The sequence below is a fragment of the Nocardiopsis protaetiae genome, assembly GCF_045446735.1.
Taxonomy (GTDB): Bacteria; Actinomycetota; Actinomycetes; order Streptosporangiales; family Streptosporangiaceae; genus Nocardiopsis; species Nocardiopsis protaetiae.
In genome coordinates this window covers 16,929-35,787 of the sequence record NZ_JBJJBV010000065.1, presented here as the reverse complement: position 1 = coordinate 35,787, position 18,859 = coordinate 16,929, and the positions used below count along the sequence as shown (strand labels likewise).

Below are 18,859 nucleotides of genomic sequence, written 5' to 3'. Positions count from 1 at the left end.
ACGGTGTCGTACCCGCCCGACCGGTCCAGCACCTGCTCGAACTCGGTGATCAGCCCCGGCAGGGGCGGGGTGTGCACCCGGGCCAGCAGCGGCACCGCCGCCGCGGACAGCCCGGTGTCGCGGGCGGTCGCCGCGGCCCAGGCGCGGGCCTCGTCGGTGGGTTCGGCTCTCCAGGGGGCGGTGGTCACGGGTGTCCTCGGGGATCGGCGGGCGGCGGCCGGCGCGGGGGTGCGGCGGCGCCCCGTACGTTAGCCACCGCCGCCGACGATCCCCGGGGTTCAGAACCCGCGGCGGTGCCGGAACAGCGCCTCGGGGGCGATGTCCAGCATCCAGTGCCGCCCCACCGTCCAGCCGAGGAAGCGCACGGTCTCCCCGTCGTCGCGGGGCGGCAGGGTGTGCCCCTCCACCGCCGAGCGCAGCCACCCCAGGGCCGGGTCCAGCCGCTCGCGCACGTGGTAGGGCAGCTCGGCCTCCTCCATCCAGGCCAGCACCTCGCGCTGCTCCTGGAGCGTGCACCGGGACAGGAGGAACACGGTCTGGCGCCAGGCGAACGCCGCGTTCTTCACCTGCGCCAGCGTGCCGTACACCCGCGGCAGCGCCCCCAGCAGCCGCACCGTCGTCCGGTGCGCCGCCCGGGCCGCCGCCGCCCACCCGTCCCGCGGCACGGACCCGGCCGCCACCAGGGCCGCCAGGTTGTGGGTGGTGAGGATCTGCGCCTGCTCGATCACCATGCCGTTGCCCGGGACCGAACGCGGCGGGTCCCCGGCGCGCTCCCGGCACAGCGCGGCTAAGGTCGGCGCCCCGCGGCCGGGCTTCTCCTCCAGCGCGAACACCCGGGCGCAGTCGATCCCGTAGTACCGGGCGTACAGGGTCCCCTCGACCACCTCGGCGGCCCGCCGGGCGGCCCGGGTGAACTTGGCCGAGAAGGTGCCCATGAAGATGTCCGAGGCCAGCTCCTCCACGAACGGGAAGTCCACCGGGAGCGGCCGCGGCCGCCCCTCGGCGGTGCGGGCCAGCCCGCCCAGCTCGCTCACCAGCGGGTTCGGCGTGATGGTCCCGGGGAAGGAGGTCAGCGCCGTGTCGCCCACCCGGACGATCACGGTGCGGGCCGCCTCCCGGCGCACCTCCGCGGACCAGTGGTGGCGCTCCAGCTCCCGCGCCCACGGCAGCTCCCCCTGCCGCACCTGGGAGGCCAGGTTCAGCAGCAGCAGGGACCGCCGCCGCGCGAACGCCTCGTGGCCGGCGGCGACCAGCCGGGCCAGCGCCGGATCGCCGATCGCGGCCGCCTGCGCCGCAGCGGCCAGGGTGGGCACCAGGGAGGCCAGCACCTCGGCGGAGGGGACCACACCCAGCTCCACCAGCTCCTCCAGCGGGGCGATGACGGCCCTGTCCACCCGGGCGCGCAGCGCGGCCGGGACCGCGGAGCCCGCGGCGGCGTCGAAGCTCCGCGCCTCCTCGGCGGAGACGGGGGCCAGGACCGCGTCCGGGTCGGGCACCCCGGAGTTGTCCGGCAGCGCGGACAGCCGCTCGGCGAGCAGCGCGGCCAGCACGTCGTGGGTGGGCAGCGCCGCCTGGGCGGCCTGCTCGGCGCGTACCGCGGTGTGCTCGGCGGAGCCGGGGACGCCGCGCTTGGCGACCATCGCCGCCACCGCGGACCGGAGCAGGCCGCGCCGCCGCGCGCCGAGCACCCCGGCCCCGGACCCGTCCGGGCCCACGGCCTCGCGCAGGGCGGCCAGCAGGATCGCGGGGTTCTCCTTGGGCCTGCGGTGCCTGGTGCACAGCGTGTGCTCGGCGGCCAGCCGCTCGTACTCGTCGAGCAGGGCGGCGCCGCGCGCGGCCCAGCCGTCGGGGCGGTGCGTGTCGACCACGGTCCCGCCGTCCACCGCCGCGCGGCCGCCCGCCGCCGTTTCGCCACCCGCCGGGGCTTCGCCGTCCGCGGCGCTCCCGCCGTCTCCGGTGGTCTCCAGCCAGTGGGCGAGCAGCCGGTCGGTGAACGGGTTCCACACCGCCAGCGCCTCCCGCTGGGCGTTGGGCGCACGGGGGGTCCGGCGGGCCACCGCCTCCAGGGTGTCGCGCACCTCGCGCACGGAGTGGCGGAACACCGCGCCCGGGGGCAGGTCCCGGACCGGGGCCGGGCGCGGGGTGAAGCACAGGGTCGCGGCGAAGGGGTCCAGCTCGGCGAGCAGGCGCAGCGCGGCGGCCGTGTCGCCCGCGCGCAGCAGCCACACCAAGGTGAGCAGCGCACCCTGTTCGGGCTGGTCCACCGCGTAGGCCCCGCTGTCCAGCAGCGCGCCCAGGTGCTCCAGGCCCGCCTCGGTGAGGTGGTGGGCGTACAGCGCGGCGCGGTCCCTCTTGAGGCCGTGCCGGCCGATGAGGTCCAGCTCGTGCGGGCGCAGCGGCCCCGCGGCGGCGGCCTCACCGGTGGCGAACCCGCCGCGCGCGACCTCGGGGGTGACCCAGGCGGGCAGGCCCCTGACGGGGGTGCGCGATCCGATCGACAGCAGCCCGGAGGCCATGCCCGCGGCGATCCGGCGCCAGGTGGAGGCGCGCCGCTCGGCGGCCCTGCGCACGGCGGGGTCGTCGTGGGCCGCGGCGGTGGCCAGCTCCTGGAGCAGGCGGCTCGCCGGGTAGCCGGGGTTCGCGTGTACGGGGGTGGTGTCGTCCATGCCGGTGCGGTGGGTTCCGCCCCCACGCCCTCCCGGTCCCGAGCCGGGTGCTCCACTGGCTGAGCTACACACCGTGTGGGCCGACGCGCGCGGTCGGGTGGCGCGCGTCGGCCTGCCGGTACGGCGGGTCCCGCCCCCGCGCCCTCCCGGTTGGAAGCCGGGTGCTCTGCTGGTTGAGCTACGTACCGTCACCCCTGCCGGGGCCGTGGATGGAACGGTAGCGCGCCGAAAGCGCGGCGGGGAAACGGTTTTTCCGGGCACTCGTTCTCCGGGCCCTCAGGCGGTGGACTCCGGGCCGTAGGGGGTGGTGAACCGGGTCGTCAGCGCGCTGGAGTGCCTGCTGTGACGGGTGTTTCGGGAGGGTTCCCGGTGGTCTGCGGGGGTAACTCACCGGCGCGCAGATTCCGTGTTTGTGGCACGATTCGGGGAACCGACGGCGTACGGTGGGGCTGGATCGAGGGAAGGGCACCCTTGGTGGAAGGCGACTGGCGGTGCGGTGTCTGCGCCGCACTCAACGAACCGGCGAGCCGGGCCTGCCTGGTGTGCGACACCGTGCGCACGGTGGCCAGGGACGCGGGCCCGGCGGACCTGCTGGCCGAACCCGTGGGGGCCGACGCCTTCCACGCCCCGGTCGCGCCGCCGCTGGCGGGGGAGGACCTGCCCACGGTCCGGGTGATGGAGCCCCCGGAGCCGCCGCCCCGGCGCCGCGCGTCCGCATCGGCGTCCGCGCCGAGCGAGCCCTTCCCGGCCGAGCCCGCCGAACCCGCCGTGCCCGCGGAACCGGCCGCGTCGGCCAGGCCCGGCGCTCCCACCGAGCCGGCCGAGCCCGCCGACTTCACCGACCCCATCGACCCCACCGCACCCGTGCCCATGCCGGTGCCCATGGTCATGGACGACGACGGCGGCCGCGCCGCGCGCCGCCGCGCCTTCGGGGACGCCTACGACCGCGGCGGGACGCGCGGGACGCGCGCCACCCGGGAACCCGTCACCGAACCGCTGCCCGCGGTGGGAGCGCGCTCACGCGACCGGCTGCGGATGGCGCCCGGAACGGTGCGGGCGCTCGCGCTCGGCGCCCTGGGCCTGACCCTCATCGTGCTCTGGTGGGTGCTGCCCCGCCAGGAGCCGGCCGCCCCGCCGCCCGGCCCCGCCGCCCAGGCGCCCTGCCCCGAGCCGGTGGCCGCGCTCATCCCCGGCGCGGGGAGCGGGCCGCTGGTGGAGTCCTACCAGACCTCGCGGCACCGGATCGTCCTGTGCGCCGACGGCGCGGGGGACCTCTACTACTTCGGCGAGTTCCTCGACGGCACCGGAGAGCCCATCGTGATCCCCGCCCAGCGCGGGGAGGACGGCTACACCGCCCAAGCGGGCGAGACCCGCTACGAGATCTCCGGCGGCCAGGTCGCCGTCTTCGGCGGCGACGGCACCGAGCTGGCCCGCCACGACCTCGTCGAGGTCGACCCCGGGCTGTGAGAGCCCAGGCTGTGAGAACCCGGGCCGTGCGACGGCGGGCGCGCCCCGGAGTGCCCCGAGGCACCCCGGGACGCGCCCGGACCGGCAGCCCTAGCGGGTCTTGATCAGCGTGGCGATGAGGCCGGAGATGATCATCATCGACAGGCTCACGCACATCAGCACGACGGCGATGGTTCCGATCACGGTGGGGCTTCCTCACGTTCCTTGCCGGCACTCACCCGGCGTGTACCTCTACGGTCGGTCAGCCTATCCCGCCCCCGGCGGATCGCCGCGCCGGGGCGCCCGTCGCAGCCTGCGCGTTCACCGCCGGTCCCAGGAGGCGCGGTAGGTGTCCACCAGCCAGGCGTCGGCCCAGGCGGTGTCGGGCTCCGCGGGCAGGCCGGTGCTCTCGCACAGGGCGGCCAGCCGCACCTCCAGCTCCCCGGCGCGCTCCAGCGCCTCGGCCTTGGTGTGCTCGCCGCGGCGCAGGGCGCGCAGCCACGTCCGGTCGGCCTCGGGCATGGGAAGGGTGATGCGGCCGGTCTCCATCAGCTCCACGCCCTGAAGGCCCAGTCGGACCATGTGGTAGGCGAACTTGGTGTCGAACCCGTACCGCTCGACGAGTTCGGGCCGGTTGGTGTGCTTGCCGCCGCGGGTGCCCTCCAGCCGCTCGCGCTGGGCGCGCAGGTAGCCCAGGAACCGCTGCCCGGCGCGGCGGGACACGATGCGGTCGGCCCGCGAGCGCAGGTCGCGGCCGACGTCGGTGATCTCGACGATCTCGTCCTCCGGTACGAACAGCGGCAGCAGGACGGTGGGGTTGCCGTCCAGGGCCAGGCGCATCCACTTGCGGAGCGAGTAGACGGTGAGGTCGAGGTCGCCGGGTCCGGAGCGGACGTGGTCGTCCTAGGAGCGGAACATGTACTGCTCGAACTCGCGCAGGCCGATCACGTACTCGGGGGGTTCGAGGCAGATCCCCATCTCGTCGCGGTCGTTCTGGCCGGGGAGGCCGAGCCCGTGGACGCCCGAGCCCACCTGGCAGCGCAGGAGGGTGTGCTTCGCGGCGATCTCGGCGAATTCGGGTGATGCGTGCTTCACGGACGGCTCCACGGCTCCGGTGGTCGGGTCACCGGCAAACTACCGGTCGGGGGCGCGGGTCGCCTGCGATTTTCGCACCGGGCATGCGGACAAGAGGCACATGTCCGTAATGCGAATTATTTGAGGAATGTACGCAGATGGGCTGTCGGTGCTTGCCCGCCGGGCCCCGGAACCGTTTACTGGTCGGCATATCGCGCGCGAACGGCCCCTGAGACCGGTCCCGGACAGGAAGAAGGAACGTGTCCTCCGAAACGCCCCCCAAGATCGACACCACCATTCCCCACAACGCCCGCATCTGGAACTACTGGCTGGGCGGCAAGGACAACTACCCCGTCGACCGCGAGATGGGCGAGCAGATCCGCTCGTTCTTCCCCGAGATCGTCGACAACGCGGTCGCCGACCGGGCCTTCCTGGTCCGCGCCGTCACCCATCTCACCGCGGAGGAGGGCATCCGCCAGTTCCTCGACATCGGCACCGGCCTGCCTACCCACAACAACACCCACGAGGTGGCCCAGCGCATCGCCCCCGACACGCGCGTCGTCTACGTCGACAACGACCCCCTGGTGCTCGCCCACGCCCGCGCCCTGCTCACCGGCACCGACGAGGGCCTCACCGACTACATCGACGCCGACCTGCGCGACCCCGCGGGCATCCTGGCCAAGGCCGCACAGACCCTGGACCTGTCGCGGCCGGTCGCGCTGATGCTGCTGGGCGTCGTGAACTTCATCGACGACGACGCCGAGGTCCGGTCCATCCTGGACGCCCTGCTGGGGGCGCTGGCCCCGGGCAGCTTCCTGGTGATCTCGCACCCCGTGGACGACATCGACCGCGAGCGCGCCCACCAGGTGGCGGCGGCCTGGAACGAGAAGGGCACGCCCAAGCTCACCGTCCGCACCGGCAAGGAGGTCGAGGGCCTGTTCGCGGGCCTGGAGCTGCTGGAGCCGGGCGTGGTGTCCTGCTCGCTGTGGCGCCCGCAGGAGACCGAGATCGGGGAGATCCGCCCGGTCGCCGAGTACGGCGGCGTCGGCCGCAAGAGCTGACGCGCGGCGGCCGAAGATCGGCGGGGCGTGCGAGGGTGGTGGGACACCGACCGAACGGGGGAGTGCCGTGGGAGGACGTGCGGACCGCGGGGAGCGGCGCGTCGCCGCCCCGCCCGGGGACGTCTACCGGGCCCTGCTCGACCCCGCCGCCCTGGAGCGGTGGCTGCCGCCCGCCGGGATGACCGGCCGGATGGAGCACTTCGACCCGCGCCCGGGCGGCGGGTTCCGGCTCACCCTGACCTACCGGGAGCCGGGCCGCGGCAAGACCGACGCGGACACCGACGTCGTCGAGGTGGGCTTCACCGACCTCGTCCCCGGCGAGCGGGTGGTCCAGGAGGCGGTGTTCGACTCCGACGACCCCGCCTTCGCCGGGACCATGACGATGACCTGGGCGCTCGCCCCCGACGGCGACGGCACCGTGGTGACCGTCACCGCCGAGGACGTTCCGCCGGGTATCTCCGCCGAGGACCACGCGGCGGGGATCGCCTCGTCCCTGGCCCAGCTGGCCGCGTTCGTCGAACCCGGCTGACGTTCGGTCAGGCGCGGGCGCGGGCGCGGATCTCCGGGACGGTCTCACCGAACTCCGCGCGCAGCATCCGCCCCAGGTGGGCGGCGTCCAGCACACCCCAGCGGGCCGCGATCGCCGCCGCGCCGCGGTCGGCCAGCGCCGGGTCGGCCAGGTCGCGGCGGATGCGGGCCAGCCGCTCGCCGCGGATCCACCGGGTCGGCGCGAACCCGCGTTCGGCGCACAGCTTGTACAGGTAGCGGGTGGAGATCCCGTGCGCCCGGGCGATCGACTCCGCCGACAGCGCCGGGTCGGCCAGGTTCGCCAGGCAGTACGCCCGGATCCGCTCCCAGGGGTCGTCGTCCGGCGCCGGGGCGGCGTCGGCGAACGCCGCGCACACCAGCGACACCAGCGCCGCCGCCAGGTGGTGGCGTCCGCCGGTGCCCAGGTCGGCGGTGGAGTCGTCGGACACCCCCTGGAACAGGGCGCCCAGCACCCCGCCCAGCCCCTGTCCGGCCCGCACCGGGACGGCCGTGCGCCCGCGCAGCAGGGCGGCGTGCGAACCGAACAGGCGCTGGGGCACCCCCACCACGATCGTCTCGGCGGGCTCCCAGAACGGCAGCTCGTAGGGGCGGCCCGTCTCGTAGACCACCAGGTCGCCGGGGGACAGCAGGCACTCGCGCCCGTTCTGGGCCACCCCCGCCCGGCCCGACACGTGCCAGGCCACCTTGAACAGCTCCGGGTCGGTGGAGCTCATCGACGACGGCCCGCGCCGCACCAGGATCGGTTCGGCCGTGATCCGGGTGAGCACCACGTCGTCCACCCGGGTGCTCGTGAACGAGCCCCGGAACGGCCGGTCGTCCGCGGAGCGCATGCGCATGGGGGCGAACGCCCGCGACGCCTCCGCCTCGAAGCGGTCGAGCCGGTCGGTGGTGTGCGCGCCCTCCATGCCGTGTTCCCTCCCCGGTTCCTGCCCGGATGTTAGCCCGGTCACGGAAACCCGGACAAGCGCGGGTCGGGCGACGGGGCCACCGTGCACGGTACGGCGCCGGGCCGTGCACGGAACGGAGACCACCCGTGCGCGGAACGGAGAGCCGCCCGCGACCGCTGTGACTAGGCTCACCGCTCAACCGACGAAGGGACTCCCCATGGCCGAGCACCGCCACACCGACCTGGACACCGACATGCTCATCGACGGCGCCCGGGTCCCCGCCGCCGGGCGCGCCGTCCTGCCCACCGTCGACCCGGCCACCGGCGGCGTCATCGCCGAGGTGCCCGAGGCCACCGCCGACGACGTGGACGCCGCCGTCGCCGCCGCGGCCCGCGCCTTCGACTCCGCCGCCTGGGGCGGCATGCTCCCGGCCGCCCGCGCCCGCCTGCTGCTGCGCCTGGCCGACCTGCTGGAGGCCGACGCCGAGGCGTTCGCCGCCCTGGAGACCACCGACCAGGGCCAGCCGCTGGCGGTCAGCGCCGGGTTCTCGGTGCCCAACGCCGTGGAGCACCTGCGCTACTACGCCGGCTGGGTCACCAAGATCACCGGCGTCACCGCCCCGCTGTCGGTCCCCGACGTGGACTACCGCACCCGCCGCGAGCCGCTGGGCGTGTGCGCGCTCATCACCCCGTGGAACTTCCCGCTGATGATCCTCGTGTGGAAGCTCGCCCCCGCCCTGGCCACCGGCAACACCGTGGTGGTCAAGCCCGCCGAGCAGACCCCGCTCACCACCCTGCGCCTGGCCGCCCTGGTCCGCGAGGCCGGGTTCCCCGACGGCGTCGTCAACGTCGTCACCGGCGGCCCCGGGGTGGGCCGCGCCCTGGTCGCCCACCCCGACGTCGCCAAGGTGTCCTTCACCGGCTCCACCGAGGTGGGCCGGGAGATCGCCGCCGGGGCCGGGCGCGACCTCAAGCACGTGTCCCTGGAACTGGGCGGCAAGGCGCCGTCCGTCATCACCGCCGACGCCGACATCGACGCCGCCGTGGCGGGCAACCTCATGGGCGGCCTGCTCAACTCCGGCCAGGTGTGCGCCGCCTACACCCGGTTCTACGTGGACGCCGCCCGCCACGACGAGTTCGCCGAGAAGCTCGCTGCCGGGGCCGCCTCGATGAAGCTCGGCCACGGCCTGGACGGCGGGACCCAGCTGGGCCCGCTGGTCTCCGCCGAGCAGCGCGACCGCGCCGAGGAGTACGTCCGGATCGGCCGCGAGGAGGGCGCCCACCTGCACGACCGGGCCCCGCTGGAGGAGGAGGGCGGGTACTTCGTGCGCCCGGCCGTGTTCTCCGGGGTCACCGACGCCATGCGCATCGCCCGCGAGGAGATCTTCGGCCCGGTCCTGGCCGTGCTGCCCTACGACGACCCGGAGGAGCTGGTCGCCCGCGCCAACGACACGCGGTACGGGCTGGCTGCGGTGATCTGGTCGCGCGACATCGGCACCGCCAACCGGCTGGCCGCCCGCGTGAAGGCCGGAACGGTGTGGATCAACATGCCCCCGATGCTCGACGCGGCCGCGGCCTGGGGAGGAATGAAGGCGTCCGGGGTGGGCCGCGAGATGGGCTGGTCCGCGATCGAGGCGTTCACCCAGGTCAAGAGCATCTGGACCAACCTGGCCTGAGGCCCGGCCACCGAGAACCCGCGCCCCGACGACCCGCGCACCGACGCCGTCCCGCATCCCCTCACCTGGAAGGACCCAGGACCGCCATGAGCGACCACCACCCCCTCGACGCCCTCACCGCCGAGGAGATCACCGCCGCCCGGGACCTGCTGGCCGGTGCCGGGCGCCTGACCGACACCACCCGGTTCGTGTACACCGGGCTGGCCGAACCCGCCAAGAAGGACCTGCTCGCCCACACCCCGGGCGACCCGGTCGAGCGCCGGGTGCGCGTCCTGCTGCTGGACGTGGGCACCGGCGCCGCCCGCGACCTCGTCGTCTCCCTCACCCGCGGCCGGGTCGACTCCGAACGGGTCCCGGACCCGGCCGTGGACGGGCAGCCGCCCGTGCTGGACGAGGAGTTCGAGCTGGTCGAGCAGGTGCTGTCCACCGACGAACGCTGGCTGGCGGCCCTGCGCGCCCGCGACCTGGACCCCGCCACCGTGCGCGTCGCCCCCCTGTCCGCGGGCGTCTACGACGACGAGTACCCCGAGGAGAGGGGCCGCCGCATCCTGCGCGGACTGGCGTTCGTCCAGGAGCACGGGGCCGACCACGCCTGGGCGCACCCCGTCGACGGCCTGGTCGCCTACGTGGACGTCCTCGCCAGGACGGTCGACCGGGTGCTGGATTTCGGCCCCGTCCCGGTGCCGTCGGTGTCGGGCAACTACACCGACCCGGCCGTGTCCGGCCCGCACCGCACCACCCAGCGGCCCATCGAGATCACCCAGCCGCAGGGGCCGAGCTTCACCCTGGAGGGCAACCTGCTCACCTGGGAGAACTGGTCGCTGCGCATCGGGTTCGACGCCCGCGAGGGGCTGATCCTGCACCAGGTGGCGTTCCACGACCGGGACCGGGGGCGTGATCGGCCCATCGTGCACCGGGCGTCCATCGCCGAGATGGTCGTTCCCTACGGCGACCCGTCCCCGGTGCGGTCCTGGCAGAACTACTTCGACACCGGCGAGTACATGGTGGGGCGCTACGCCAACGCCCTCCAGCTGGGCTGCGACTGCCTGGGCGAGATCACCTACATGGACGCGGTCATCGCCGACGAGTCCGGCGCGCCCCGCACCCTGCCCAACGCGGTGTGCCTGCACGAGGAGGACTTCGGGGTGCTCTGGAAGCACACCGACCTGTGGGCGGGCTCCTCCGAGACCCGGCGCCAGCGCCGGATGGTGGTCTCGTTCTTCACCACCGTCGGCAACTACGACTACGGGTTCTTCTGGTACCTGTACCTGGACGGCACGATCGAGTTCGAGGCCAAGGCCACCGGCATCGTGTTCACCAGCGCCCACCCGGGCGGCGACTACCCCTACGCCTCGGAGGTCGCCCCGGGTCTGGGGGCGCCGCTGCACCAGCACCTGTTCTGCGCCCGCCTGGACATGAACGTCGACGGGACGACGCACCGGGTGGAGGAGGTCGACGCCGCCCGCGTCCCGGTCGGGCCGGACAACCCGCGCGGCAACGCCTTCGCCCAGAAGCGCACGGTGCTCGCCTCCGAACTGGAGGCGCGGCGCCTGGCCGACGCGTCGGTGGACCGGGTCTGGCACATCTCCAACCCACAGGTGCGCAACCACCTGGGCCGGCCGGTCGCCTACGCCCTGCACCCGGAGGGCAGGCCCGTGCTGCTGGCCGACCCGTCCTCGTCGGTGGCCGCCCGGGCGGCCTTCGCCACCCGCCACCTGTGGGTGACGGCGCACGACGAGGACGAGCGCTACCCGGCGGGCGACCTGGTCAACCAGCACCCGGGCGGGGCGGGGCTGCCCGCGTTCACGGCCGACGACCGCGGCATCGACGGCGAGGACATCGTGGTGTGGCACACCTTCGGGCTGACCCACGCGCCGCGGCCGGAGGACTGGCCGATCATGCCGGTGGACCGCACCGGGTTCCAGCTGCGGCCGGTCGGGTTCTTCGACCGCAACCCCACGCTGGACGTCCCGCCGAGCGCGTCCGCGCACTGCGCGCCCCAGGCCCCGGGCGAGGGCTCCACGGGGCACTGCCACTGACGCCGGGAGGCGCTCACCGGGGCAGGAGCTCCCCGATGAGCGCCTCCACGCGCGTGCGGATCCCGTCGCGGATGGGGCGCACCGCGTCCACGCCCCGACCGGCGGGATCGGGCAGCTCCCAGTCGAGGTAGCGCTTGCCGGGGAAGAACGGGCAGGTGTCGCCGCAGCCCATGGTGACGCACACGTCGGAGGCCTCGACGGCGTCCGCGGTGAGGAGCTTGGGGCGCTGGTCGGTGATGTCGATGCCGACTTCGGCCATGGCCTCGACCACCGCCGGGTTGAGGGTGTCGGCGGGCGCGGACCCGGCCGAGCGCACCTCGATCCGGCCTTCGGACAGGTGGGTGAGCCAGGCGGCGGCCATCTGGGAGCGCCCGGCGTTGTGCACGCACACGAACAGCACGGACGGCTTGTCATCGACGGTCATGGCGGGTCTCTCTACTTCTTCGTCTCGGTGGTGGGTGCGGTCAGGAGGGCCAAAAGCTCGGTGACATGGACGTCGATCGCGTCGCGGATCGCCCGCAGCCCGGCGAGCGGGGCTCCGTGCGGGTCGGCCACCGGCCAGTCCAGGTAGCGCCGCCCGGGGACGACCGGGCAGGCGTCGCCGCAGCCCAGGGTGACGACGACGTCGGCGGCCCCGACGACCTCCTCGGTCAGCGGCTTGGGGTAGGCGTCGCCCAGGTCGGCGCCGACCTCGGCCAGGACCTCGCCCAGCCGGGGGTCCAGCTCGGCGGCGGGCCTGGTGCCCGCGGAGGAGACGGCGATGGGCCCGGGGGAGCGGTGGGCGAGCAGGGCGGCGGCCAGCTGGGAGCGGCCGGAGTTGTGGCCGCAGACGAACAGCACCCGGGGCGGGCGCATGCCGATCGGCTCCCCGGCGGCGGCCAGGGCGCCCAGGCGTTCGGCCGCCAGCCGTTCGGCCAGGACGTCCAGGTGGGCGGTGACGCGGGCGGTGGCGGCCAGCCGTGCGCGCGAGTCGAGGATGAGGGCGCGCACGGTCTCGACGGAGAAGCGGCCGCGGTGGCGGTCGGCCAGCCGGGCGGCGCCCAGGTCGAGGCGGGCGTCCAGGGGCGGGCGTGCGGAGGGTACGTGCATGGTGGTCTCCCGAGGGCACGGAAAGGGCCGAGGGGAACGCATCAGCGTTCGGTGATGGGATAGTATCAGCCCATGCTGATATCAGTCGACGCTGACCTGTTGAAGGCGCTGGCCGACCCCCTGCGCATGCGGATCCTCTCCCTGCTCTCCCGCGAGACCCTGTGCACCACCCACCTCATGGAGGAGACCGGGGCCCGCCAGACCAACCTGTCCAACCACCTGCGCGTCCTGCGCGAGGCGGGCCTGGTGGAGACCGAGCCCTGCGGCCGGTTCACCTACTACCGGCTGGTGCCCGAACGCCTGGAGTCCCTCTCCGGCGCCCTGGCCGAGGTGGCCGCCACCGCGCGCGCCACCGGCGCCGCCGACCGCAAGCGGGCCTGTTGATGACGCGCGTGGACGGGCCCCGGCAGGCCGGGGCCGCCGTCGTCGCGGGGCTCTCCTTCCTGGACCGGTTCCTGGCGGTGTGGATCCTGCTCGCCATGGCCGCCGGGCTGGGGCTGGGCCGCCTGGTCCCCGGCCTGAACGAGGCGCTGGCCGCGCTGGAGGTCGGCGGGATCTCCCTGCCCATCGCCCTGGGCCTGCTGGTGATGATGTACCCGGTGCTGGCCAAGGTCCGCTACGACCGCCTCGACACCGTCACCCGGGACCGGCGCCTGCTCCTGACCTCCCTGGTGGTCAACTGGGTGGTCGGCCCCGCGGTGATGTTCGCGCTGGCCTGGATCTTCCTGGCGGACCTGCCCGAATACCGCACCGGGCTGATCATCGTCGGCCTGGCCCGGTGCATCGCCATGGTGATCATCTGGAACGACCTGGCCTGCGGCGACCGCGAGGCCGCGGCGGTGCTGGTCGCGCTCAACTCGGTGTTCCAGGTGCTGGCCTTCGGCCTGCTGGGCTGGTTCTACCTCGACCTGCTCCCGGGGTGGCTGGGCCTGGACACCGGCGGGCTGGACGCCTCCCCCTGGCTGATCGCCCTCAACGTGGTGATCTTCCTCGGGATCCCGCTGGCCGCCGGGTTCCTCACCCGCCGCGTCGGCGAGAAGCGCATGGGCCGCGAACGCTACGAGTCGGCGTTCCTGCCGCGGATCGGCCCGTGGGCGCTGTACGGGCTGCTGTTCACCATCGTGCTGCTCTTCGCCCTCCAGGGGGAGCGGATCGCCGACCAGCCCTTGGACGTGGCGCGCATCGCCGTCCCGCTGCTGCTCTACTTCGCCCTCCTGTGGTTCGGCACGTTCGCCCTGGGCAAGGCGCTGGGGATGGACTACGGGCGCACCACCACGCTGGCGTTCACCGCCGCGGGCAACAACTTCGAGCTGGCCATCGCGGTGGCCATCGCGACGTTCGGCGTGGCCTCGGGGCAGGCGCTGGCGGGTGTGGTGGGGCCGCTGATCGAGGTGCCCGTGCTGGTGGGGCTGGTGTACGTGTCCCTGGCCTGGCGCAAGCGCTTCGCCCCCGGGCTCCGATGAGCGCCGTCGACGCGGTGGTGATCGGCGGCGGGCAGGCGGGGCTGGCCGCGGGGTACTTCCTGCGCCGGGCCGGGGCCGACTTCGTGGTCCTGGACGCCGCCGACCGGCCCGGCGGCTCCTGGCCCGAGTACTGGGACTCGCTGCGGCTGTTCTCCCCGGCCGCGCACAGCATGCTGCCGGGCTGGTGGATGCCCGAGGAGCCCGGCCGGGAGTACCCCTCGGCCGGACACGTCGCGTGGTACCTGTCCGAGTACGAATGCCGCTACGACCTGCCCGTCCACCGGCCCGTCCGGGTGGACGCGGTCGAACGCGCCGCCGGCGCCCTGCGGGTGCGCACCGGCCGCGGCGCCTGGACCGCCCGCCACGTCATCAGCGCCACCGGCACCTGGGGCGCCCCGCATATCCCCGACATTCCCGGCCGGGACGTGTTCGAGGGCGAGCAACTGCACACCGTCGACTACCGCCGCCCCGAGGTGTTCGCCGGGCTGCGGGTGGCCGTGGTGGGCGGCGGCAACTCGGCGGCGCAGATCCTCGCCGAGCTGTCCCGGGTCGCGGACACCACCTGGATCACCGCCCGGCCGCCCCGCCTGATGCCCGACGGCCTGGACGGGCGCGCCCTGTTCGCCAGGGCCACCCGCCGGGTGCTCGACGGGGCCGCGGACCGGCCGCCCGGCGACATCGTCATGGTGCCGAGCGTGCGCGAGGCCCGCGACCGCGGGGTCCTCAAGGCCGAGCCGATGTTCGAGCGGCTGACCCCCACGGGCGTGGTCTGGGCGGATGGCACCGCGGCCGACTACGACGCGGTCCTGTGGTGCACGGGCTTTCGCCCGGTGCTGGACCACCTGGCCCCGCTGGGGGTGCTCGACGCCCGGGGCCGGGTCCCGGTGGAGGGCACCCGGTCCCGGGCCGAGCCGCGGCTGCACCTGCTGGGCTACGGCGACTGGACCGGCCCGCTCTCGGCCACCCTCATCGGCGCCGGTCGCACCGCCAAGACGGCCGTGGCCCAGATTGCCCGCTCATTGGAGAACGGGGGCTGACGGTGCGGGGACGCTCCGTCCCCGCACCGTCAGCGGAGCAGCCGCCGGACCACGTGGCGGGCGTCGCGGCCGACCCCGCGCAGCGTCGCGGAGGCGAAGCCGCGCTGGAACTCCAGCCCCACGTACCCCAGCCCGGGGACGGCGGTGGAGATCCCGCCGCGGTGCAGCGGGCGGCCCGCGCCGTCCAGGGCGCCGGTGGGGGCGAGGTGCTCCAGGGCGGGCCGGTAGCCGGTGGCCAGCAGGACGGCGTCCACCTTCTCCACGGTGCCGTCGGCCCAGGTGACCTTGTCGCCGTCCAGACCGGCGAACACCTCCCGCCGGTCCGGGTTGCCGGTGGCGAACGCGGCCCGGTAGCGGCCGTCGTCGTTGACCAGGACCGGGAGCCTCTCCCAGAACCGGCTCAGGGGTGCGGCGTCCAGGCCGCTGCGCACCAGCCACCAGTGGATGTCCCGGCCCAGGGGCCGCTGCTCCGCCCAGGCCACCGGGGTCCGGGTGGCCAGGGTGACCCGGGCCGCCCCGGCCAGTTCCGCGGCGATCTGGACCCCGGAGTTGCCGCCGCCGACCACCACGACCCGCCGGCCGGCGAAGGGCGCGGGGGAGCGGTACTCGGCGGCGTGCAGGACGGTCCCGGTGAAGTCCGCCAGGCCCGGCAGCGCGGGCCGGTGGGGCCGGGTGAAGCCGCCGGTGGCCGAGACGACCGCCCGGGAGCGGACCCGGGACCCGTCGGCGAGGGTGAGGACGAACCCGCCCTCACCGCGTTCGACCCGGTCCACCCGCCGCCCGCAGCGCAGGTCGGCGTCCAGCCGGGCGGCGTAGTCGCGCAGGTAGGACACCACCTCGTCGCGGTGCGGGTAGCGGTCGGGGTCACCGGGCAGCGGTCGGCCGGGCAGGCCGGAGAAACGGGCGGGGGAGAACAGGGTCAGGCTGTCGTAGTAGTGCGGCCAGGAACCGCCGGGATGCTCGGCGGCCTCTAGGACCAGCGGTCGCACGCCGCGCCCGGCGGCGGCCCGAGCCGCCGCCAGGCCCGCCTGCCCCGCCCCGATAACGGTGAGGAGGGAGTCTTCCATGGAGGGAGTTCCTTTGCCGGTGGAGTCCCGGTACGCAAAGCGCACCGGGGAGACGATCAGGCGGGAGAGGGGGAGGGAGGACGTTGACCGTGAGTGCGGGTGGCCGTCGCGAGCAGCGCGCCGAGGGCCGCCAGCGCCCCCAGCAGTACGAACACCGCCGGGTAGCCGCCCAGCGGGCCCGCGAGTGCGGCCCCCGCCCAGGGCGCCACCGCGACGGCCAGCATCAGCGGGGTGTGCATGATGCCGTTGAGGACCGCGTAGTGCCCGGCCCCCCAGCGGTCGGTGACGGCGGTGGCCTGGAGCAGGGTGAGGACACCGCGCGCCATCCCGGCCAGCACGGCGATGCCCAGGATCGGGAGCAGGGGGCCGGGCACCAAGGCCAGCAGGACCGTGGTCACCGCGCCGGCGGCCAGCACGGCCGCAGCGCGCGGCACCGAGCCGATCCGCCGCTCCAGGGGCGCGTAGACCAGGCGGCCCAGGACCTGCCCGACCCCGCCGACCCCCAGGGCCCAGGCCGCCTCCGCCGTTCCGAACCCCCGCCCCTCCAGGAGCGGGACCAGGTTGACCACGACCGCGTAGACGGCGAAGGACCCCAGGGTCAGGGCCGCGGTCAGCGCCCAGAACGCCCGGCTGCGCACCACGGCGCGCACACCCCCGCGGTCACCGCCGGGTCCCCCGCCGCCGGGTGTCCACGACCGGGGCAGGGCGAAGGCGTGCAGGGGCACCACCACGACCAGGAGCACGGCGGCCAGTGCCAGGTAGGCGCCGCGCCACCCCCACACCCCCTCCAGCAGGGCCGTCAACGGGGCGAAGATCGTGCTGGCCAGCCCCGCGACCAGGGTCAGCGCGGTCAGCGCCCGCACCTTGCCCCGCCCGTACCAGTGGGTCAGGGCGGCGAAGGCCGGCGGGTAGAACAGCCCGGCCATCGCCGCGCCCGCCACCAGCCAGGCCGCGGCGAACACCACCGGGTCCCGGGAGACCGCGATGGCCGCCACGGCGGGGACCGCGATCAGGGCCGCCGCCGTCATCACCGGTCGCGGCCCACGCGCCTGCACCCGGCGGCCCACGAGGATGCCCGCTAGCCCCGCCACGACCTGGGAGGCGGAGAACCACGCGGTCACCGAGGCCAGGGACCACCCGGTGTCGGCGGCGATGCTCGGCGCCAGCACGGGGAAGGCGTAGAACAGCACCCCGTAGCAGGTGGTGACGGTGACGCACAGGACCCACAGGCCCCGGCGGGCGCCGGCCGCGGTCACGGACGGGCGCGCGCCGGGGACGGCTCCGGGCTCCGGGGTCACGACACCCGGTCCGACGCGGCCGCCTCGGAGGTGCGGGCAGAGCCCCCGCCACCGCAGCAGCCGCCGCCCGCGGAGGCGGCCGGGGCCGCCGAGACCAGCGGCAGCGTCGAGACGGCGAGCCCGCTGCGGGCACCGGTCACCGTGGCCGGGGGCTCCTCCGACACGGCGGGGCCGCAGCAGCCCCCGGCGTCGGCCTTGGTGGCGGCGGGGTCGTCGAACAGGCCCGCGCCGCCGCACACCCCGGTCTCGGGCAGGGTGAGCTCCACCCGGGCGGCGGCCTCGTGGTCGCCGGCCAGGTGGGCGGCGATGCTGCGGACCTGCTCGAACCCGGTCAGGGCCAGGAAGGTGGGGGCGCGCCCGTAGGACTTCATGCCCGCCAGGAAGAAGTCCGGCTCGGGGTGGGACAGCTCCGCGACGCCGTGCGGGTACACCGTCCCGCAGGAGTGCACGTTGGGGTCGATGAGCGGCGCCAGCCCCACCGGGGCCTGGAGGGTGGCGTCCAGGGCGAGGCGGATCTCCGACAGCGGCGCCAGGTCGGGCCGGAACCCGGTCAGCGCCACCACCGCGTCCACCGGCTCCAGGGAGCGGCCGCCGTCGTCCACCAGCACCACCCGGTCGCCGTCGGCGCGCACCTCGGCGGTACGGAACCCGGTGACCACCCCGATGTGCCCCGCGGCCACCGCGGCCTTGGCGCGCAGCCCCAGCGCGCCGCGCTCGGCGAGCTGGTCGGCGGCCCCGCCGCCGAAGGCGTCGCCCACCTCACCGCGCCGCAGCACCCACACCGCGCGGGTGCCCGGGACCTCCTCGGCGAGCGCGGCCAGGCCCACCAGGGCGGTCAGCGCCGAGTGCCCCCGGCCGACCACCGCCGTGGTCCGTCCCGCGTGGCGGGCCCGCACGGCCGGGTCGGCCAGGTCGGGGATGCGGTGGGAGACGTGCGCGGCCGCGGCGGCCTCGCCCAGGGCGGGCAGCCCGTCGCCGCCCACCGGGTTCGGGGCGCCCCAGGTGCCGGAGGCGTCGACGACGGCGCGGGCGAGCAGCCGCTCCTCCCCGGAGGCGGTACACACCCGCACGGTGAACGGTGTCTCGGCGCGCCCGGCGTCCACCACCCGGTCCCGTCCCAGGCGGCTCACCCCGGTCACCCGCGCGCCGAACCGGACGCGGTCGCCCAGGGCGGCGGCCAGCGGGGCCAGGTAGGACCCGACCCACTCGGCGCCGGTCGGGTACCCGCCGTCGGCGGGGCGGGTCCAGCCGGCGGCAGTGAGGAGCCTCTCCGCCGCCGGGGCGACCAGGTCGCGCCACATCGAGAACAGCCGCACGTGCCCCCACTCGGACACCGCCGCCCCCGCCGCCGCGCCCTGTTCCAGCACCACGACCGGCAGGTCGCGCCCGACCAGCTCGGCGGCCGCGGCCAGCCCCACCGGGCCCGCTCCGATCACCACGACGGGAAGTCCCTCGTTCATGACACACCCTTTCATCGATCTGTGTCTATGAAGCGAGACTTTATAGAT

The 18,859-nt window shown here is 75.3% G+C and carries 16 protein-coding genes, 2 tRNA genes and 1 pseudogene; 8 read left to right on the top strand and 11 right to left on the bottom strand.

What is annotated here, in order from left to right; translation table 11 throughout:
* From ACJOT3_RS12785 to ACJOT3_RS12770, 4 genes are all read right to left on the bottom strand, one after another.
* Positions 1–188 (bottom strand): hypothetical protein (locus ACJOT3_RS12785; RefSeq protein WP_406972244.1); only part of this gene is annotated, 188 nt, incomplete at its 3' end.
* Positions 189–278: 90 nt separating this feature from the next.
* Positions 279–2,666: a transcriptional regulator gene (locus tag ACJOT3_RS12780; protein WP_406972242.1), complete on the bottom strand. Its 2,388-nt coding sequence runs from the start codon at positions 2,664–2,666 to the stop codon at positions 279–281.
* Between the two features lies 1 nt (position 2,667).
* A tRNA-Pro gene (locus tag ACJOT3_RS12775) sits at positions 2,668–2,740 on the bottom strand.
* Between the two features lie 41 nt (positions 2,741–2,781).
* Positions 2,782–2,854 (bottom strand) — tRNA-Gly (locus ACJOT3_RS12770).
* 283 nt (positions 2,855–3,137) lie between these two features.
* On the opposite strand from ACJOT3_RS12770, the gene ACJOT3_RS12765 reads away from it, so the two are divergent.
* Positions 3,138–4,133: a hypothetical protein gene (locus ACJOT3_RS12765; protein WP_406972240.1), complete on the top strand. Its 996-nt coding sequence runs from the start codon at positions 3,138–3,140 to the stop codon at positions 4,131–4,133.
* A gap of 300 nt (positions 4,134–4,433) precedes the next feature.
* Here ACJOT3_RS12765 and ACJOT3_RS12760 read toward each other — a convergent pair.
* A pseudogene (locus tag ACJOT3_RS12760) lies at positions 4,434–5,207 on the bottom strand (nucleotidyltransferase domain-containing protein).
* Between the two features lie 239 nt (positions 5,208–5,446).
* Between ACJOT3_RS12760 and ACJOT3_RS12755 the strand changes: the two are divergent.
* Positions 5,447–6,247 carry an SAM-dependent methyltransferase gene (locus tag ACJOT3_RS12755; protein WP_406972238.1) on the top strand — a complete coding sequence of 267 codons (801 nt, stop codon included), beginning with the start codon at positions 5,447–5,449 and terminating at the stop codon, positions 6,245–6,247.
* Between the two features lie 67 nt (positions 6,248–6,314).
* Complete coding sequence (locus tag ACJOT3_RS12750; RefSeq protein WP_406972236.1) at positions 6,315–6,776, top strand: SRPBCC family protein; 462 nt, start codon at positions 6,315–6,317, stop codon at positions 6,774–6,776.
* Positions 6,777–6,783: 7 nt separating this feature from the next.
* On the opposite strand, the gene ACJOT3_RS12745 is transcribed toward ACJOT3_RS12750, so the two are convergent.
* Positions 6,784–7,701 carry an AraC-like ligand-binding domain-containing protein gene (locus ACJOT3_RS12745; protein ID WP_406972234.1) on the bottom strand — a complete coding sequence of 306 codons (918 nt, stop codon included), beginning with the start codon at positions 7,699–7,701 and terminating at the stop codon, positions 6,784–6,786.
* A 199-nt stretch (positions 7,702–7,900) separates the two neighbouring features.
* On the opposite strand from ACJOT3_RS12745, the gene ACJOT3_RS12740 reads away from it, so the two are divergent.
* Positions 7,901–9,358 carry an aldehyde dehydrogenase family protein gene (locus ACJOT3_RS12740; RefSeq protein WP_406972232.1) on the top strand — a complete coding sequence of 486 codons (1,458 nt, stop codon included), beginning with the start codon at positions 7,901–7,903 and terminating at the stop codon, positions 9,356–9,358.
* Between the two features lie 86 nt (positions 9,359–9,444).
* The gene (locus ACJOT3_RS12735; protein WP_406972230.1) at positions 9,445–11,397 is read left to right on the top strand and encodes a primary-amine oxidase; all 1,953 of its coding nucleotides are present in this window, start codon (positions 9,445–9,447) and stop codon (positions 11,395–11,397) included.
* Between the two features lie 13 nt (positions 11,398–11,410).
* On the opposite strand, the gene ACJOT3_RS12730 is transcribed toward ACJOT3_RS12735, so the two are convergent.
* Together ACJOT3_RS12730 and ACJOT3_RS12725 are read right to left on the bottom strand one after the other, a co-directional pair.
* The gene (locus ACJOT3_RS12730; RefSeq protein ID WP_406972228.1) at positions 11,411–11,821 is read right to left on the bottom strand and encodes an arsenate reductase ArsC; all 411 of its coding nucleotides are present in this window, start codon (positions 11,819–11,821) and stop codon (positions 11,411–11,413) included.
* Positions 11,822–11,832: 11 nt separating this feature from the next.
* On the bottom strand, positions 11,833–12,486 hold the full coding sequence (locus tag ACJOT3_RS12725) for an arsenate-mycothiol transferase ArsC (RefSeq protein WP_406972226.1): 654 nt from the start codon (positions 12,484–12,486) through the stop codon (positions 11,833–11,835).
* A gap of 72 nt (positions 12,487–12,558) precedes the next feature.
* Here ACJOT3_RS12725 and ACJOT3_RS12720 point away from each other — a divergent pair, with 72 nt between their 5' ends.
* Genes ACJOT3_RS12720 through ACJOT3_RS12710 form a run of 3 tightly spaced genes read left to right on the top strand, consistent with a single transcriptional unit; the run spans position 12,559 to position 14,986 of the window.
* Entirely contained in the window at positions 12,559–12,870 is a 312-nt protein-coding gene (locus ACJOT3_RS12720; RefSeq protein ID WP_406972225.1) for an ArsR/SmtB family transcription factor, read from the top strand.
* Complete coding sequence (gene arsB / locus ACJOT3_RS12715) at positions 12,870–13,949, top strand: ACR3 family arsenite efflux transporter (RefSeq protein ID WP_406972223.1); 1,080 nt, start codon at positions 12,870–12,872, stop codon at positions 13,947–13,949. Before ACJOT3_RS12720 ends, arsB begins: the two co-directional genes overlap by 1 nt.
* Positions 13,946–14,986 carry an ArsO family NAD(P)H-dependent flavin-containing monooxygenase gene (locus tag ACJOT3_RS12710; protein ID WP_406972221.1) on the top strand — a complete coding sequence of 347 codons (1,041 nt, stop codon included), beginning with the start codon at positions 13,946–13,948 and terminating at the stop codon, positions 14,984–14,986. Before arsB ends, ACJOT3_RS12710 begins: the two co-directional genes overlap by 4 nt.
* Before the next feature lie 29 nt (positions 14,987–15,015).
* On the opposite strand, the gene ACJOT3_RS12705 is transcribed toward ACJOT3_RS12710, so the two are convergent.
* Genes ACJOT3_RS12705 through ACJOT3_RS12695 form a run of 3 tightly spaced genes read right to left on the bottom strand, consistent with a single transcriptional unit; the run spans position 15,016 to position 18,811 of the window.
* A complete protein-coding gene (locus ACJOT3_RS12705) occupies positions 15,016–16,053 on the bottom strand; it encodes a flavin-containing monooxygenase (RefSeq protein ID WP_406972219.1) in 1,038 nt (345 codons plus the stop codon).
* A gap of 56 nt (positions 16,054–16,109) precedes the next feature.
* Positions 16,110–17,351 (bottom strand): MFS transporter, encoded by a 1,242-nt coding sequence (locus ACJOT3_RS12700; RefSeq protein WP_406972217.1) that lies wholly within the window; start codon positions 17,349–17,351, stop codon positions 16,110–16,112.
* Positions 17,348–18,811 carry an NAD(P)-binding domain-containing protein gene (locus ACJOT3_RS12695; RefSeq protein ID WP_406972215.1) on the bottom strand — a complete coding sequence of 488 codons (1,464 nt, stop codon included), beginning with the start codon at positions 18,809–18,811 and terminating at the stop codon, positions 17,348–17,350. Before ACJOT3_RS12695 ends, ACJOT3_RS12700 begins: the two co-directional genes overlap by 4 nt.
* Positions 18,812–18,859: the final 48 nt, after the last annotated feature.